Source organism: Sporosarcina sp. QA0331 (assembly GCF_055808055.1).
This window is the reverse complement of record NZ_CM147850.1, coordinates 3,199,373-3,215,622: the sequence shown is the minus strand read 5'-3', so window position 1 is coordinate 3,215,622 and position 16,250 is coordinate 3,199,373. Positions and strand designations below refer to the sequence as shown.

The window sequence follows — 16,250 nt, the reverse complement described above, 5'->3', positions numbered from 1 at the left end:
TACACTCCCGTCCGTTCGTTGAACTTATCTTATCGAAAAGATTGCAGGATGAATAGATGCCAAATAGCCAATTTCCTATTAGTTTCAAATTCTATGGTAATATTGTAATAATTGAAAAAGTAGATAGGTTGAGATGACGGCAAATGACTAACTCAAAAGCGAGGAGTAAGTAGATGGAAATTCTAATCATCAGACACGGCGAATCAGAAGCGGATTTATTGGAAGTGCACGAAGGGAGGGCAGACTTTCCATTGACAGATGTAGGGGAGGCGCAAGCAAGAAAAATGGCAGCGGCTGTTGCGAAAGAATATCTTCCCGAAATGATTCTTTCGAGCACATTGAAGAGGGCTAGTGGGACGGCAAAAATTTTGCAGGAGGCAATCGGGTGTGAACTCAAGTTTTATGATGACTTGAGGGAATTCAATAATGGAGTGTTAGCTGGAATGTCGAGAAAAGAAGCTGCGATCAAGCATCCTTTGCCTGAAGGTGGGAGACCGGTTCATATTCCGGTACAAGACGGGGAATCAGCTCTTGACCTACGCTTTCGAGCAGAACGGATACTTCGACAGATCCTCCATGATTATCAAAGCTATCAACGGATTGCGATTGTCTCCCATGGCAAAATGATTTCTAATCTGATCAATGCGTTTCTTAAACTGCCTATCGGAGATGTCGCATTTTCTACTGGCGATACAGGAATCCATCTGCTTGAAATAAAGGAAGACATGCGAGTCGTTAGGTTTATGAATAGGCAGGATCATTTATCTTGAGCATAATGCATGGAGTGTTACGCATAGTTAGGAGAAGCATAAGATGACTAATCGGGACATTTTAACGGGCATCTTATTTCTGTTTCTCTGTTTCCGGTTCTTTCGGTTAGTCATTAAAATGAAACAGCCTACTGTTTTCCCTGTCACAGAGGAAGATTTGCAAGCGATCCGGGTCCAGCCGAAAAAAACGATTGAGCGGCCTATTATTTATCAACAAAAGTCTGCTCTTAAATGGCTGGGTTTCAGTCTATTGATTTTCCTTATCTTAGCTGTTTATAGGTTGCTAGACACAACTATCAGTCTACCTTACACCTTTGTATTTATCTTCGCTTTGATCAATTTTAATCACATTTGGAATTTGTTTGCAGTTGTGGAAGACGGGGTGTTATGTGGAGGGAAGTTTGTTTCATGGAAGAATATTCGATCGTATCATTTCGAGGAAATAGATAAGCACCACCGTTTTTACGGGGATTCCCCTGAAGTGAACAGCGGGTATGAATTGTGGATTATGACAAAGTACTCCGAAGTCAGCTGTGTTGTCACGTCGGAAGTAGTGAAAGAGAAATTGACTGGTATATTGGATGCGCATTTGCGAGTTGGGAAAAGGATTAAAGAATAATAGGGGGCGTAGTTTAGTGGTATGGGGAACTATTATATTGTGGCTTGTTAGTTTATTCATTTTGTATATCGTGATTTTTACAGCAGTAAAGGATGGAATTGATAAGTCAGTGGTAGGGCAGTTAATCAAAAAGAAGTACGGGGTAAAAGAAGAAATTGTACCGGTAAGTGATGAGGAAATTGAGAAGGAATTAGAAGATCAATTTAAGGAATGAGGAATCTTAATTCAACAAGAAAAGGAACGCATGAAAAAAAACATGCGTTCCAAAGTAATAACTTCTATTCTACATGTACTTTCTCCATCCAGTCTTTCCCTTCTAATTGTCTCGTTACAAGCATACTTGCAACTGTGTCTCCAGTTGCGTTGACCATTGTTGCAGGTGGGTCAACGACGACGCCGATTGCTGAGATCATCGGCAATGCCTGAATCGGTAGTCCGTATAGTGTAACGATGACCATTTCACCTATAAAGCCACCGCCAGGAATTCCGCTCATCACTACACCTGACAATAAGGAAATCGCAATCGCTGTCACAAAAGTACCGAATCCTGTGAAATCCATATTGAACACTCCGAAGACGAACGCGATTTTGAGAATGGCAGAAAGACAAGAACCATCCATATGAATTGTCGCGCCGAGCGGCAAAACAGTTTCCCGTATGTCCTTTGGCACGCCGATTTGTTTCGCAGCCTGCAAGTTGATAGGGAGGGTTGCAAAACTACTTCCCGTGCCAAGCGCAGTTGCAGCCGGTGCGAGAATGTTTTTCCAAAAACGGACAACTCCTTTTTTCCCGCCGGCAATGAATGCGTAAAGCGTGAATCCAATTACAAAGTATAGGAAAGCAACAGGGTAATAAAGGATAAAGGCTTGCGCATAATCACCGATCAGTTCTCCGCCAAAAGTGCCGATCAGCGCTGCGAAATAGGCGCCCAATCCGATCGGAGCATAGTACATAACGAGTTGAATCACTTTCATGAAGATTTCAGAGCCGCTCTCTAAAAAGCGGGCAAATGGCTTTCCTACTTCACCAGTCAACCCTGTCGCGATTCCTAGTAACACCGAGAATACAATTAAAGCGAGCATATGTTTACGTGAAAATAAATTTACAAAGTCCGGTACAGTAAAGGTGTTTACGAGTTGATCGGATAGCGACAGCATTCCCGTATTTTCTACAACTTCCCTAGGAATATCAACCCCGGATCCAACTGGGAAAATAAGTACAGCTACTAGCATCACAATGGATGCAATAATCCCTGTAATGATAAATACCGAAAGCATGGAGCCCATGATTTTCCCGAGACGTTTCATACTATCCATATTCGCGACAGCTGATGCAATCGAAAAGAATACAAGTGGAACAACAATCATGAACAGTAAATTTAAGAATAAATCCCCAAATGGTTTAATGACGCTCGCCTTTTCGCCAAAAATCAGCCCAATAATGGATCCAATGATAATGGAAGCTAGAAGGATGAGCGGGAAGCGATACGCTTTCAATTTTTTTGCCATGCTATTGATCCCCCTATTAATTGTAGTTTCTCTGTTTCTATGAAGCTTGACGATTCCAGTGGAAGACCCCTTGAATCGTAGTCTCCGCTGGTCCGGTCATCCAAACATGGTCATCATCTGCCCATGTAATGCATAAATCACCACCACTCAAATGGACTGTGACATCTGTCCCTTTTTCGATAAAACCGTTTAAAACAGCGGCGACCACTGCTGCACTTGCTCCTGTTCCACAAGCTTCTGTTACGCCTGAACCTCGTTCCCATACTCTGTAATTCATTTCATGGCGAGAGAGGACTTCAACAAATCCGACATTCACCCGATCTGGGAAACGCGGATCATCGGTGACGATTGCGCCCAACTCATGTAAAGGCGCTTCCTCAATCGCTTCAACAAAAAACACAGCATTGGGATTGCCTAAAAATAATGCCGTCACTTGCAATGTTTGTGACGCAACTTGAAACTCTTCCGCAATCACGCGATTATCGTCAGGGCCGTGCATCGGAACTTGACTCCGATTCAATAAAGGAGATCCTAAGTCTACTGTCACTTGGTCTATACATTCTCTTTCGCCGAACACTTCGACAGTGACAATTCCCGCCTTCGTTTCGATCCGAAAAGCGTTGCTAGAAACGAGATGGTTTTCATAAGCATATTTTGCTGTGCACCGTAAGCCGTTGCCGCAGCTTTGTCCTTCCGATCCATCTTTATTGAAAATCCGCATACCAATTTCCGCCACGTCACTCGGGTGGATTACGATGAGGCCATCTGATCCTATGCCAGTATTGACATTTGAGATGTCTATCGCTAGTTGATTGAAAATGGAAGCATCAAATTCATGTGTAATGGTATCGATGTAAATATAACTGTTTCCAATTCCGTGCATCTTCGTAAAAGGTATTTTCATAAGCTAACCTCACTTCATGCTTTATAAAGCAAACAAGTCCTCATTGAATAAAGTATGATTTGCATATAAGGACGGGGATCCACCCGTATGAATAAATAACACGTTGTCTTCTTTCTTGAATGTTCCGTTGCGAATTAAGTCGATAAGTCCAGCCATCACTTTTCCTGTATAAACGGAATCGAGCAGAATGCCTTCCGTTCTCGCTAACATTTGAACCGCTTCAATCATTCCTTGTGTCGGAATGGTGTAGCCTTCGCCAACATAGCCGTCGTAGCAGTGGACACTATTAGCTAACTGGTTGTCAGATATGTTTAGATAATCTGCTGTTTGCTGCACTAGATCTTTGATTTTCGGGATTTGTGTTTCGTTCGGTCTGGAAACATTGATGCCATGCACTTTAATAGGCGCGTTGCTTGCATTAAAACCGACAACCAATCCTGCTTGTGTTCCGCCACTGCCGCTCGCAACGACTACATCGTCAATGACAAGCCCAGTTTCAAAAGTTTGGTGAAGGATCTCTTGAGCGCACGCTACATATCCAACCGATCCTAATTCATTGGATCCTCCGATTGGAATTAAATAAGGTTTCCTGCCCGCCGCTACTAATTCCTCACCTAATGCATGCATGTCTGCTATCACGTCTGATCCATGCGGCACAACCTTAATAGATTCTGCACCTAGTAATTTAAATAGCAGATTATTGCCGTTTGCATCTGGATGATAAGGAGTAGCAACACCTTCCTCTAAGACTAGCTGGCATTTTAAACCTTCTTTTACAGCAGCGGCTAGCGTAAGTCGGCAATGGTTTGATTGGAGAGCGCCACAAGTGACGATCGTGTCTGCTCCTTTCTGAATCGCATCGGCAATTAAGAATTCGAGTTTCCTCGTTTTATTCCCGCCGCCGGCAAGTCCAAGTAAATCATCCCGTTTTATATAGATGGAAGGACCATCCAATAGTTTGGATAGATGGGTTAACTTTTCAATTGGGGTTGTTGCGTGCGTATAACTTCTTCGAGGGTACTTTGCGAGTAGCATTTGAGCATCTCCACCTTTCAATTATTTGGATTTAACTAAACTCCTTTTGAAAATTTTAGTTAATTCAAAGTATTGATTAGGAAAACTCTTCTGTCAATGAGCAATTCGACATTCTTCTACAAATGTTTATCGTGGAGTGCTCTATCCAATCACGGTCGTAGTACAGTATATTTTAGGAATTATTTATTATGCTTGGCTATGTATCAATGGATGGGGATAGGTATGTATATAAAAATAGGTACCAGACCTTAGCAATTCAGAATTGCTAGGAGTCTGGCACCTTTCTAGTTTAGTAATGAAATCATGCTCTCTTCCGTATCGTGAAGTTGTCTCCAAGCAATAGCCAGTTTTGCGGGAAGGGATATCCGAGCACCCAATAACTGATGCCTCGGAGTTTATAATCTTTTACCATATTGAACTTCGCTTGCGCGCTGCGGGCGTCTTCAAACCAAACTTCATGAGTGCGACCTTGTTCGTCGGCATAACGGAAAAATGGGGCTTGTGCTTTCATATCGTATTGGATCGCTACTTGGTGTTGAATCGCCCGGCGGACAGCTTCTTGTGCACTGAATGTCTCAGCTTCCGATCCCCGAACGAAAGGAAGCGTCCAGTCGCGTGCATATATTTGAAAGCCAAACAGAATTTTGTCTCGTGGTATGACAGTGACAGCGTAGTCAAGGACTCGTTTTATTTCATTGATAGGTGAAATTGCTTGGGCAGGCCCTTTACGATAACCCCATTCGTATGTCATCAGTACAACAAAATCGACGATTCTTCCGTGCGCTTCATAATCATGTGCTTCAAATAGCAATCCTTTTTGTTCACCGCTCGTCTTTGGAGCAAGTGCCGATGATACAGAATATCCCTCGGGATGTAACCGATCGACTGCCAGCTGTAAAAACTCATTGTAATGTTCTCGGTCACGGGGATAGACGTTTTCAAAATCGATGTTCAATCCTTCATAGCCTTTCTCTTTCATAACTGCGAGTACATTTGTAATGACCTTTTCCTGAAGTTCACGACTTGATAGGATAGTATGGGCAAGATCGGATCCAGCTTCTGTAGCGCTGAAATTTGTGATTGCCATTATGGGTACGATTCCTTCAGCTGCAGCAGATTTGAGCATTTCCTCATCATCGAGATCCGTTAAACTTCCATCTTCTTTCACGCTATACACAAATGGCATCCAATACGTTAAGTAACGGCCGACTTCTTGAATTTCCCTAGCGCCTGTTTCCCCAGTATTGATCGTATAGGCATTCACATCAATAACCGGCTTTGGGGCGGTTGAACGGGAAACGGTCGGAATGACAAGGGCTTGACCGATGACTAATGCATCCGGATTTTCCAATTGGTTGGCCGATACAATTTGATTTACAGTAACGCCGTATTGATGGGCAATTGCCCATAAAGAATCTCCCTGTCTGACGACATGAATCTGCAATGCGCTTCTCTCCTTATTCTTCATCTCCTGTATGGTATTCCGATAGGAAATAGGATGTCATCACTTTCAGGCGACACACCTACTAGTTCTAGGTAAGAAAGATAGCACTTTACATAAGCAGTAAGTATTATTCGGAAAATATATGATGTTTTAAATAAGAGTACTAGGGAAGAACATAGTCGTAAGGATAAAACAGAGGAGGAATAAAAAATGGCTAACAATAACAAACGTAATCGATCAGATGAAGGCAAAATGACAGTGGAAGAAGCAGGACGTAAAGGCGGTGAAGCGACTGCTGAAACGCATGGAAGAGAGTTTTATGAAGAAATCGGTAGAAAAGGCGGAGAGGCTACTTCTGAATCTCATGGAAGAGAATTTTACGAAGAAATTGGTAAAAAGGGTGGAGAAGCGCGTGCTAATCAACGTGACGACGATGATAATAACGGCAAGATGAGTAGGGAAGAAGCAGGTCGCAAAGGCGGCGAAGCGCGCGCTAAGCAACGTGATGATAATGATAATGACGGCAAGATGAGCAAGGAAGAGGCAGGACGAAAAGGCGGAGAGGCTCGTGCAAGGAAACGAGATAAGTAAACTAGTATGTAAGGAATATAACAGTTACTAAATGATAAAAATGAGGAACCAAATCAAAGTAGAATTTGATAGGTTCCTCATTTTTTTGTTATGGGGCATTCATATCATTTCAAACCACCGTTAACTAAGCTTCTCAACAATTGCTTGTCGCCGAGATATGACATTTTAGCGATTTTATCTTCACGCATAATGGCAACGCCTGTAACTTCGATTGCTGTTACCTCCCCGTCTTTATCCACATAATCAAGATTGACAGTGAAGTTATAATTCGATGGCGTCACTTCGTTTTGCTCCACGGTGACATCGTTCACCTTTAACTGATAGTCATATCTATCGGCTACGTAATGGAACATATCGAATTCATTCGTTCGAGTGTATAGCTCGAATGTGCTTTCCGTAAAGTAAGGTCCGTATGTTTTCTCTAAATACGCCATGTATTGAGCGGATTCCTCCTCGAATTTTCCTTCATCCTCTGAGAAGTAATTTGCAAATATTGCTTTTTCATTGGGCGCATTCATTTGGAGTTCGACAACCGTTTTGACCGTTTCCTTGATGTTGTCTTGTTCATCGGACTTCGAACAACCTGCACAGACTAGACAGATTACAATAAGAAATATGGCTGCCCCTGTTTTCCAGCGAGAATTTCTTTTCATCATCTCCTCACCCCATCTATTCGCATTTGTAGTTAGCTAGTATACGAACGGCAAGCGATAAACGTTTCACTATTTTCTAATCGGTCCGCGTTTTTATCGATTATTTCCTGCGGCTTATCGGTCATTTCCCGGAAGTTATCGATCAAGTTTGGAGAGTTATCGTTCATTTCCCAAGAGTTATCGATCATTTTCATAACTTTATTGTCATTTCATGACCTTTGACCTACTGAAAATCTCCCTCAAAGCTCCCCCGAAAAACTTTTTTAAAAACCTTTGAAACTTTTTTTGGAAATCTCCGTCTGTACGTTGCTTAATTGACAGTGGAGGTAAAGGTATGAGGAAGATTTCTAGTAAGCTGTTACTTGTGTGCTTGTTTGTATTTACCATAAGCATAGGTGCGATATGGATTTTCGTAGAGTCGCAAGGAATAGCTTTTGCGCAAGATAGAGAACGTTTTATTATGAAGAAAGAATTCGAGCAAGTTCTGACATTACAAGAGCGCCAGCCGATTTATATGAAAGGTGCAGCCTTGAAGCAGATTGGCGAGCTGGAGGCGAATCAGCCGGTTGCGATTGTAGGTGAAGATGAAGTGTATTATGAGCTTCGGCTTGGAAATATGTCTGTATTTGTCCGTAAGGGACACGGGACAGTCGAAGGAATGAAGCTTTCGACAGTTGTACATAAGGAGCGGTTGGCTGCTGTTCTTTCATTGCAAAAAACCGCAGTTTACGAGGATGCTAACTTGCAAAGCAACGTTATTCTGGAGCTTGAGGAAGGTTATCGCTATCCAGTCGTGCGGGAGGAAGAAGATTGGTATATCCTTACGATAGGAGAGCGTCCGGGTTATATTCATAAACAGTCCGTTGAAATGGATGAGGGATTGCCTGTGCTAGTCTATCATCAAGTGCTGCCGCTTGAGTTGATGAAGACGATGAATAGCACAATTTCGTTGGAATCGTTTGAGCAGCAGATGGAGTATTTGGCGAAGCGTCATTTTGAGACGTTGACAGCACATGAGCTTTATGATTATTTGGAAGGGCGTCTTGTCGTACCGGGCAAGGCGGTACTTATTACGTTCGATGATGGTTTATTGTCGACGAAGGAATATGCCTATCCGATTTTAAAAGAATACGGGTTTACTGCGCTTCAGCATATTATTTCTTCACGAACGGGCCGGGCAGAGGGAACTCAGTTGTTTGATGCGGAAGGTCCATTGCAGTTTTTTACAGCGGCCGATTTGGATGAGCTGGCGGATGTTTTTCAATTCGAAGCACATACGGATGAACTCCATGCACTGAATGGGGATTCGGGATCAGGTGTTGTGTTTGATCATTCGAAAGAAGAGATTCTTTTGGACTTACAGCAAAATGTTGCGCAAGTGCCGGCAGCGGTTTCGTTGGCCTATCCATTTGGGCACTATAATGAAGATTTCATTGCGGCGGCGAAAGAGGCAGGATTGTTGATCGGCTTTACGACGGCTGAAGGGTATGCAAATCGAAAGATGTCAAATTATGAAGTATGTCGATACGGTGTAACAGAGAAAAAGTCGTTCGATCAATTTGTTGCGTATGTGGAAGGGGACATGACTTGGTAGTGAAAGAGGGTGAGAATTCGTAAATGAGTACTATTGATAACATCATCGATGAGCATTCGCGTTATTTAGTGCGCATCGCTTATTTATATGTGAAGAACTGGTCGACTGCCGAGGATATTGTGCAAGAAGTGTTTGTTACGTATTTCCAAAAGAGTGACCAGTTTCGTAATGAGGCGTCATTGAAGACGTATTTAACGAAAATGACAGCCAACCGCGCAAAAGATTATTTGCGGTCGTGGAAGCATAAAAAAGATGTGCTGTTCGATACGATTTTTGTTTCGGAAAAAGGCGCAGATGAAGTTTTGTTGGAACAAGAGCGGCTGGCATCTCTTGAAAAAAATCTTTTCCAGCTGCCGTTAAAATACCGGGAGCCGTTAATTTTATTTTATTATGACGAGCAGTCGATCACGGAAATAGCAGCCTATTTGCAGCTGAATGAAAATACCGTGAAAACAAGGCTGCGGAGGGCAAAGCAGCAGCTCAAGGAATTTTTTGAAGAAGAGGAGGTAGAGAGCCATTGAGCGATTTTAAACGTAAGCTCGATCAGATGATGGGCGATACAACGCTGCAGGAAAGGCGGATCAAGCAGCGTGTGAATGAACGTTTACAAACACCGGCTAAAAAGTTTTCTTGGCAAGTGCTGTTTGTCACCGCGGCGCTTCCAGTCGTAGCACTCGTTCTTTTTCTTGCGATTGACCCTACGAATTATCTTTCGGCAGATCAAGGGCCAGGCACCCCATATGACCCGCTGGACGATTTGGCGCAAATCTCGGCATTGCAGAAGAAGAAACAGCTGTCAGCCGTTGATTATGAGGAATTTGCGAAGCTTCCGCATTTTGATCAAGTCGATGGTCTGCATTATGTGGATAAAGAACAGTTTTCATTGCCTGGAAGTTCGGAAGCTTATCATACGGTCATCGAGCGGAAAGCGAATTTATTCGACGAAGTTGTGTACGAGACGGGCGACATTGTTCGCACGATGACGAATACGACGAGCCATTTACCGACATATAAGGATGTCTATTATGAGGTGATTGCGGTCCCGGGGGATCGTGTCGTATTGAAGAACGGCAAGCTGCGTATAAATGGCAAACCGGTGAAATCTGATCTGATGGATCGTTATGAAGAACAGGGAGTTAAGATTGTAGGCGGCTATGACCAGCTGTTGAATGCGCGGGAATATCTATTGTTGAACCATTTCCCGGCAAGCGAAACAGTGCAGGGAGCGACGATTACACCTGTTCATAAAATTTACGGGCAAGTGGTAGGTGTAGCATCGGAAGAGCATACCGAATCAATTTATATCGATTATTTATCCGGCGAGCTTACAGGCGACTATACGCCGGAGCAATACTTTGATTTGTATTTGTATGATGATCTGTTAGGATTCGCCAATTTGCCGGAAACGCCTCTGTTTTCACAACTGAGCCGGCTGGGTGAACTGTTCTTAGAGGCGTCGTATCGAACGACGGCTACTGTTTCTGAGAATGAAGTTGAAATAAGATACGAATATGGGCGAGAAGGAGTAGCGGAGCAAGTGTTTCATATGAAACGGGAATCGAACTCAGATTACTGGGTAATAGAAGAATAATGCTGGAGGGGGATGGGACCCCCGACATCATCATTTATAGAAACCAGATTGGCAGCCGTCCAAAAGAAGCCGTCAACCAACCGCTTAATATAGAGGGGCGCGCTAATCTGGTTTCACTTTTGTATTTATGGTGCCTGTGCAAGGCGTAATTCAAATTATAAACTACAATTGTATAAACAGAATAAGAGAATCTAGTAAACTGAACGTTTTGCCTTATTATGATTGCATTTTTATTACTTTTATTGAGTTGTCAAAAAAGCACCATGCACAGGCACCCGAACAGGTAACCGAACAATTCTGGAAAATAGAAAGGAAGATTGAAAGTGAGAAAGAAGATATTTATTGGATTAGGTGCACTGTTGCTTGCTTGCAGCCTGCCTTTGTCTAGCACACTTGCTGCTAGCACAGAAGAGCGTTTTTCAGATGTACCATCATCAAAACATTTTGCGGAAGCAGTTAATGATCTAGCGGAACGCAAGATTATCGGAGGCTATCCGGACGGTACTTTTAAACCGGGGAACTCCATTACGAGAGGGCAGGCAGCTGCTATCATCGCAAAGATGACCGATTTGGACACTTCGAAAGTGAAGAATCCGGGGTTTAAAGATGTTTCGACAGCGAATGGTTATTACAAGGCAATTGCGGCGCTCGCGGAAAAAAGCATCATTAGCGGTTATGGAGATGGACGTTATGGTCCGAACGATCCGATTACTCGGGCACAAATGGCTTCGATCCTCGTCAAAGCGTTCGATTTGCCTCGTTATGACTTCACTTCATATAACAGTCCATTCAAAGATGTGAAACGGGGAACTGGTCACGATCCGAGCATTCTATCCATCTATAGACTTGGCATCACGGGAGGAACGACTCCGGAAACATTCAGCCCGAACTCGCCGATCACAAGAGGGCAAGCAGCTAAAATGTTGAAAGCGACGGAGGAAGCGAAGTCGCTAATCGTTACGGTACGGGCAAGTGATTTCGGCTGGGAAGAGTTTAAGATGTATGATTCCAACCATAAGGATACCGGTTTGTACCATGCGGTTGCAGGAAGTGATAAACCAATGGGCAGTACTTCGGACAAGATCCACTTAGTCCCGCTGAAAGAGGGGGAAGGTACATTCCAAGTCGCTTTAGTGTATTCGGGAAATCCTGATAAAAAATACTATCGCAAATATTATGTACACGTCAAAGAAGTAGACGGCAAGCTAAAGCTCACACTGGAAGAGACACAAGATTTCTTCACAACGCCGGCTATCCTCAATGTAAAGAATAAGGGACAAGTTCAAAACGTATCACTTTCTACGATAGACGGAAAGGAACTGTCTGACAATGTAGAGTTCAGGAAATGTATCTCTTTTAGTCCTTCCGATTGCCGGGAATCTGATGGAACTGATAATGAGGGCAAGTACAATAATATCCGCGTCGGAATTGATGAGCCGGGCCGATATATCGCCACGCTTCGGTTCGAGGATGGAGAAGAAGTACGGTATGGCATTGAAGCGGTAAGCCTCACGCCGCATTTTTATTACAGTATTAGGACATTAGAAGAAAAGCCAACTGCGTCAGTGGATCTAGGCGCAACATATGATATTGGAAAGCATGTCCTTCCAAAAGAGGCTGAACAGATTGCAACAATCACTAGGGATCCGGGAACCAACTTGTTCCATGCTGAGGGTAAGAAAAAAGGCTCTTTCAATATTAAACTACCGGACCATAACAAGACTGATTTACTTGGAATCGGCGTACATGTCGAGACATTGGGACCTATTATCAATGTCCAAATCTATGAAGAAATCGACATGCATATGTGATTGAATGTGGAATGGTGAATACGTAAGTCTATCAAAATGAACAGGAACAATTGCGGAAGCAGACATGCCGGGCATGTCTGCTTTTTGCGATGCATGAGATCTGAATCGAATCCGCTAAAATCTCTCGCTAGAAATATCACCAATATTGTGGAGTCCACGTCTTCCAGTAGTTGTTTGCCGCAGCGACAGTTTGAAAATGAATTGCGATAACTTGTGATACTGCTATTAAGCTATCCGGGTCTCTCGAATAGACAGGACGCAGTAGTTTTCGGATCTCTTCTGAAGGTTGAGTGAGTTCGACCCCTTTTTGTGCAAGCTTTACCGCTAAAGCAAACCCTTCTTCCGGTGTATGTGTTAGGAGCGTTTGCAGATCGGCGTTTGGCATGCAGTCCACCTCCCAGAATAGTTACTATTGCTATACATATGCATGGGCAAACTGGTGGGTGTCTATCTTGCAAAAGGTGCTGCTTCAAAAAGTGGGATTGTATTATTGAACTAGTTTTACCCTTTTGCGGAATGTAATTGATTTATTTTCACTCACAAATGTTGAGCCTAAAAGCAATACTCCACCAAGTAGTTGAACGAATGTCGTTTGTTCTTGCAAGATAATAATAGATATGACTAATGAAGTGATTGGGTCTGCATAGCTTAGTGCAGCCATGCTTTGTCCTTTTAACTTCTGCATGCCAGAGAAGAATAACAAGAATCCAATCCCAGTGTGTCCAATCCCTAAAATCAGTATAAATGGAATGGAAGCACTGGATACTTCCAAAATCCCGAATCCTTCCGTAAAGAAAACATACGGCACTAGAAGGATGGTCGCTGTTCCGAGTTGAAGTACTGTCGTTTCTAACCCATCCATGTTCTTGATGAATTTGTTCAGCAGCATTAAGGAAGCGTAAAATACAGCTGCCAGTAATCCAAACCCAATCCCGATTAGATCATCTAACCCGGATGTATTGACACGACCATTCCCAACAATGAAAAGCATACCGAGCATGGCGACACCAATGCAGATGATTTTCTTCGCTGATAATTTTTCCTTAAGGACAAGTGGTGAAAGAATCAGAACAATCACAGGTGCAAAATAGTAGCTTAATGTTGCGTTGGAAAGAGTTGTATGCTTGATTGCTTCGAAAAAGAAAATCCAATTTCCACCTAATGCAATACTTGAAAATACGATTACTACAGCATTTACTTTTACCAACTTCCATGGAATTTTCTTCTTCATTATGATAATGACTGTCGTTAAAAATAAACTGCCGATTAAACCACGCACTAAAGCTATTTCGCTTGAGGATAAATCAATGTATCTTACAAATACACCAATTGTCCCGAAGATGATCATAGCTAGTAAAAACTGAATTTTAGATGTCATCGTCTGCTCCTTCGACTCTACGAAAAGTTTATATTTCGCAGGTTCATAATCTGTTATTAGTAGTGGCGGCGGTGAAGTTGAAAATGGCTTTGGCTTTCAAAATGATAAATGCCTTAATGCATGGCGTACTTATTATACTAAATAACAATAGACTTCGTCATTATTCCTGTAATATTTTGAAGGTTCAGATGGGGTAATGCGTACATGCTGAAATGGAATGAAGAGAATTTTGTCATTTCAGACGCTTGTCCAGCATAACAAATTCATTTAAAGCCGTACTGACAGTTATATGAGTGCTCTGGAACTCCTCCATACAAAAAAGAAAACCCCTAAAAGGGGCTTCAACTCTCATATACTTCTTCATGGCAATTAGCCATAAACATTTCTATTGTTTGTATAAATATATCTAAACTAGGTTCAAAAATATTATGATCCGATTCGTCGAATACGACTACGTTTGCTTGGGGCATTTTCTCGACATATTGTTCTCCCGCTTCTACTGACAACGCGGCTCCTTGTTTCCCGGCGCGGATAATAAGAACTGGGCATTCAATTGATGATAAATCATCCCAAAAGATAACTTGTGAAGACTCTTTTTGGATACCGTGTAATGCCGTAAGACTCATTCTTTCCGATAGCGGTTTTCCTCTCCAAGGCGGTAAGGAAGAGAAAAACTCAACCCACCCTTGAGGGAGTTGTGTGTGGATCGCAGGATAGTCCCCAATGATTAACCCGTTGATTACGTTTTTGTTATTGATCGCATATTTTAGTGCGTATGAAACGCTTCTAGAGAAGCCGAATAAGATAAAGTCTTTTAACTCAAGGTGTTTAATAACAGCATCAATATCGCTGACATGATCATCTAATGTATATCCAGTTTCCGGTGTGTCGCTTTTGCCGCGCCCCCTTAGTGTGATAATAATACAATGTCTAGGGGAGAGATTTTCGATTACAGCAATATAATCTTCTGCTGATTCCGAAAGCCCAGGAATAATGACCAAAGGAGCCTCTTTTTTTTCATCCGTATATGCTTCAACGAAATGTATGTTAATCCCCTTATTATGAACCCAACGATCTTTGTACGTCATAGTCATTCCCACCTTTTTAAAGTTTGTTTTATTAAGAAAGGAATCTTCCGTCACCGTAAGGCGTGAAAAGGAAGAAATGCATGAACTCCTTTAACCGAATTTACAATTTGAGTGATTCGCAAGTCAACAACCATCGTAGCGTATGCATAGGCTTCCGTTTTTGAAATGTTATAAATCGATGACATTAAATCTAGCATCTCACGTAAAGCAATCCACATAGCCTCTTCAAGATCTTCATGAAGCCCCATAGTTAGCCAACCTGTATTTGTTTTGGCTCTGGGCATTTTTATCTGGATATCTTCTCTAACTGTAAAGGTTAAATTCACTTTTTCCATTGGGCATTCAAGAGCAGGGCCGCTTACTTCACCATCCCCTTGAACGGCATGACCATTACCCGTTGAGAAAAGACCACCTTCAACGGGAATAGGTAGAAACAATGTACTCCCAGCTTGTAATTCTTTACAATCCATATTTCCACCTGATGGCCGAGGAGGAAAGGTAGAATGCTTTCCTTTTTCCTTAGGAGGCATTCCCATAATCCCCATAAAAGGATTTAGCCCCACGCTATATTTGAAATTGCCAAATTGACTTTTCCCCACCATCTTTTCAACATCAAGTTCAAAGTCCAATACAACCTCACGAGCGTCCGCCATTCCCATCTTCTCATTCCAATAACTAGGGAACCCCGCTGCAGAAGTCCACCCCCACGAACCTGGAATAATTTCATTAATCTTTATTTCCAATGTCTGTCCAGGCTTAGCCTGTTTAATAAATATGGGACCAACTAATGCGTGTCCGAATTCAGTAGTTTTGCGATCCGATTTTAAGTCAGTGAATTTCTTCTTTGCTTCCCCCAATGCAGAACGTTTCTCTAGTCCCCATGCAGCATCCAATGTTTGAAAAATGACAGTATCTCCTGAATTAATTTCTAGAGCTGGTTCTAATTCTTTGCTGAAAAAGCCAAGAAGCGTGTTTGAATCAGGTTTTAAATAATGAGTTTTAGACATTTCATCCCCCCTAACGTTTAGTCTTTCGTTATTTTGAATAATAATTCAGAATAACTGAGTTACTTTCTAGAGTAAATCAAATTACTCTTAACGTCAACTATTTTTTCTTTTGAAAGTAATTTGAATTACTTTTAGAGGGAGTGTTGATGCTATAAATCCCTTATTAAATAAGTTTTACTACTAGACTTCCACCATTTGTAATAAAATGATAGTTATGATAGTATGAAAATTGCAATTTTTATTAAGTGATCTTTACG

The 16,250-nt window shown here is 42.2% G+C and carries 18 protein-coding genes; 8 read left to right on the top strand and 10 right to left on the bottom strand.

From position 1 onward, the window contains the following. Positions 1-173: 173 nt before the first annotated feature. Genes AC0L13_RS16310 through AC0L13_RS16300 form a run of 3 tightly spaced genes read left to right on the top strand, consistent with a single transcriptional unit; the run spans position 174 to position 1,603 of the window. Positions 174-770: a histidine phosphatase family protein gene (locus tag AC0L13_RS16310; protein WP_473641433.1), complete on the top strand. Its 597-nt coding sequence runs from the start codon at positions 174-176 to the stop codon at positions 768-770. Between the two features lie 43 nt (positions 771-813). Continuing rightward, the gene (locus AC0L13_RS16305) at positions 814-1,389 is read left to right on the top strand and encodes a hypothetical protein (protein WP_473641431.1); all 576 of its coding nucleotides are present in this window, start codon (positions 814-816) and stop codon (positions 1,387-1,389) included. 16 nt (positions 1,390-1,405) lie between these two features. Further along, positions 1,406-1,603, top strand: coding sequence for a hypothetical protein (locus tag AC0L13_RS16300; RefSeq protein WP_473641428.1), 198 nt, complete (start codon positions 1,406-1,408; stop codon positions 1,601-1,603). Between the two features lie 64 nt (positions 1,604-1,667). On the opposite strand, the gene AC0L13_RS16295 is transcribed toward AC0L13_RS16300, so the two are convergent. The 4 genes from AC0L13_RS16295 to AC0L13_RS16280 form a co-directional block, all read right to left on the bottom strand. Continuing rightward, positions 1,668-2,897 (bottom strand): dicarboxylate/amino acid:cation symporter, encoded by a 1,230-nt coding sequence (locus AC0L13_RS16295; protein WP_473641426.1) that lies wholly within the window; start codon positions 2,895-2,897, stop codon positions 1,668-1,670. Between the two features lie 37 nt (positions 2,898-2,934). Then, positions 2,935-3,801 (bottom strand): diaminopimelate epimerase, encoded by an 867-nt coding sequence (gene dapF / locus AC0L13_RS16290; RefSeq protein WP_473641423.1) that lies wholly within the window; start codon positions 3,799-3,801, stop codon positions 2,935-2,937. Between the two features lie 21 nt (positions 3,802-3,822). Beyond that, on the bottom strand, positions 3,823-4,836 hold the full coding sequence (cuyA, locus tag AC0L13_RS16285) for a D-cysteate sulfo-lyase (RefSeq protein ID WP_473641421.1): 1,014 nt from the start codon (positions 4,834-4,836) through the stop codon (positions 3,823-3,825). Between the two features lie 301 nt (positions 4,837-5,137). After that, entirely contained in the window at positions 5,138-6,280 is a 1,143-nt protein-coding gene (locus AC0L13_RS16280; RefSeq protein ID WP_473641419.1) for a glycosyl hydrolase family 18 protein, read from the bottom strand. 210 nt (positions 6,281-6,490) lie between these two features. Here AC0L13_RS16280 and AC0L13_RS16275 point away from each other — a divergent pair, with 210 nt between their 5' ends. Further along, positions 6,491-6,871: a KGG domain-containing protein gene (locus AC0L13_RS16275; protein ID WP_473641417.1), complete on the top strand. Its 381-nt coding sequence runs from the start codon at positions 6,491-6,493 to the stop codon at positions 6,869-6,871. A 104-nt stretch (positions 6,872-6,975) separates the two neighbouring features. On the opposite strand, the gene AC0L13_RS16270 is transcribed toward AC0L13_RS16275, so the two are convergent. Next, positions 6,976-7,527 (bottom strand): hypothetical protein, encoded by a 552-nt coding sequence (locus AC0L13_RS16270; protein ID WP_473641414.1) that lies wholly within the window; start codon positions 7,525-7,527, stop codon positions 6,976-6,978. A gap of 29 nt (positions 7,528-7,556) precedes the next feature. Next, positions 7,557-7,718 (bottom strand): hypothetical protein, encoded by a 162-nt coding sequence (locus tag AC0L13_RS16265; RefSeq protein ID WP_473641412.1) that lies wholly within the window; start codon positions 7,716-7,718, stop codon positions 7,557-7,559. 140 nt (positions 7,719-7,858) lie between these two features. On the opposite strand from AC0L13_RS16265, the gene AC0L13_RS16260 reads away from it, so the two are divergent. From AC0L13_RS16260 to AC0L13_RS16245, 4 genes are all read left to right on the top strand, one after another. Next, positions 7,859-9,118, top strand: coding sequence for a polysaccharide deacetylase family protein (locus tag AC0L13_RS16260; protein WP_473641410.1), 1,260 nt, complete (start codon positions 7,859-7,861; stop codon positions 9,116-9,118). Between the two features lie 23 nt (positions 9,119-9,141). Then, positions 9,142-9,639, top strand: a complete 498-nt coding sequence (locus tag AC0L13_RS16255) for a sigma-70 family RNA polymerase sigma factor (RefSeq protein WP_473641408.1) — start codon at positions 9,142-9,144, stop codon at positions 9,637-9,639. Beyond that, positions 9,636-10,709 (top strand): S26 family signal peptidase, encoded by a 1,074-nt coding sequence (locus tag AC0L13_RS16250; RefSeq protein WP_473641406.1) that lies wholly within the window; start codon positions 9,636-9,638, stop codon positions 10,707-10,709. Before AC0L13_RS16255 ends, AC0L13_RS16250 begins: the two co-directional genes overlap by 4 nt. A gap of 323 nt (positions 10,710-11,032) precedes the next feature. Then, the gene (locus AC0L13_RS16245) at positions 11,033-12,520 is read left to right on the top strand and encodes an S-layer homology domain-containing protein (RefSeq protein WP_473641404.1); all 1,488 of its coding nucleotides are present in this window, start codon (positions 11,033-11,035) and stop codon (positions 12,518-12,520) included. Positions 12,521-12,656: 136 nt separating this feature from the next. Here AC0L13_RS16245 and AC0L13_RS16240 read toward each other — a convergent pair whose 3' ends face one another. The 4 genes from AC0L13_RS16240 to AC0L13_RS16225 form a co-directional block, all read right to left on the bottom strand. Further along, positions 12,657-12,905: a hexameric tyrosine-coordinated heme protein gene (locus tag AC0L13_RS16240; protein ID WP_473641402.1), complete on the bottom strand. Its 249-nt coding sequence runs from the start codon at positions 12,903-12,905 to the stop codon at positions 12,657-12,659. A 102-nt stretch (positions 12,906-13,007) separates the two neighbouring features. Next, complete coding sequence (locus tag AC0L13_RS16235; RefSeq protein WP_473641400.1) at positions 13,008-13,898, bottom strand: DMT family transporter; 891 nt, start codon at positions 13,896-13,898, stop codon at positions 13,008-13,010. A 341-nt stretch (positions 13,899-14,239) separates the two neighbouring features. After that, positions 14,240-14,986, bottom strand: a complete 747-nt coding sequence (locus AC0L13_RS16230) for an alpha/beta fold hydrolase (RefSeq protein ID WP_473641398.1) — start codon at positions 14,984-14,986, stop codon at positions 14,240-14,242. A gap of 50 nt (positions 14,987-15,036) precedes the next feature. After that, on the bottom strand, positions 15,037-15,993 hold the full coding sequence (locus tag AC0L13_RS16225) for an acetamidase/formamidase family protein (protein WP_473641396.1): 957 nt from the start codon (positions 15,991-15,993) through the stop codon (positions 15,037-15,039). Positions 15,994-16,250 lie beyond the last annotated feature (257 nt).

Coding starts and splice junctions, on each gene's coding strand:
- AC0L13_RS16230 (WP_473641398.1), bottom strand. CDS start 14,986: ATGACGTACAAAGATCGTTGGGTTCATAATAAGGGGATTAACATACAT.
- AC0L13_RS16255 (WP_473641408.1), top strand. CDS start 9,142: ATGAGTACTATTGATAACATCATCGATGAGCATTCGCGTTATTTAGTG.
- AC0L13_RS16275 (WP_473641417.1), top strand. CDS start 6,491: ATGGCTAACAATAACAAACGTAATCGATCAGATGAAGGCAAAATGACA.
- AC0L13_RS16295 (WP_473641426.1), bottom strand. CDS start 2,897: ATGGCAAAAAAATTGAAAGCGTATCGCTTCCCGCTCATCCTTCTAGCT.
- cuyA (WP_473641421.1), bottom strand. CDS start 4,836: ATGCTACTCGCAAAGTACCCTCGAAGAAGTTATACGCACGCAACAACC.
- AC0L13_RS16260 (WP_473641410.1), top strand. CDS start 7,859: ATGAGGAAGATTTCTAGTAAGCTGTTACTTGTGTGCTTGTTTGTATTT.
- AC0L13_RS16305 (WP_473641431.1), top strand. CDS start 814: ATGACTAATCGGGACATTTTAACGGGCATCTTATTTCTGTTTCTCTGT.
- AC0L13_RS16235 (WP_473641400.1), bottom strand. CDS start 13,898: ATGACATCTAAAATTCAGTTTTTACTAGCTATGATCATCTTCGGGACA.
- AC0L13_RS16225 (WP_473641396.1), bottom strand. CDS start 15,993: ATGTCTAAAACTCATTATTTAAAACCTGATTCAAACACGCTTCTTGGC.
- AC0L13_RS16270 (WP_473641414.1), bottom strand. CDS start 7,527: ATGATGAAAAGAAATTCTCGCTGGAAAACAGGGGCAGCCATATTTCTT.
- AC0L13_RS16240 (WP_473641402.1), bottom strand. CDS start 12,905: ATGCCAAACGCCGATCTGCAAACGCTCCTAACACATACACCGGAAGAA.
- AC0L13_RS16265 (WP_473641412.1), bottom strand. CDS start 7,718: ATGAAAATGATCGATAACTCTTGGGAAATGAACGATAACTCTCCAAAC.
- AC0L13_RS16310 (WP_473641433.1), top strand. CDS start 174: ATGGAAATTCTAATCATCAGACACGGCGAATCAGAAGCGGATTTATTG.
- dapF (WP_473641423.1), bottom strand. CDS start 3,801: ATGAAAATACCTTTTACGAAGATGCACGGAATTGGAAACAGTTATATT.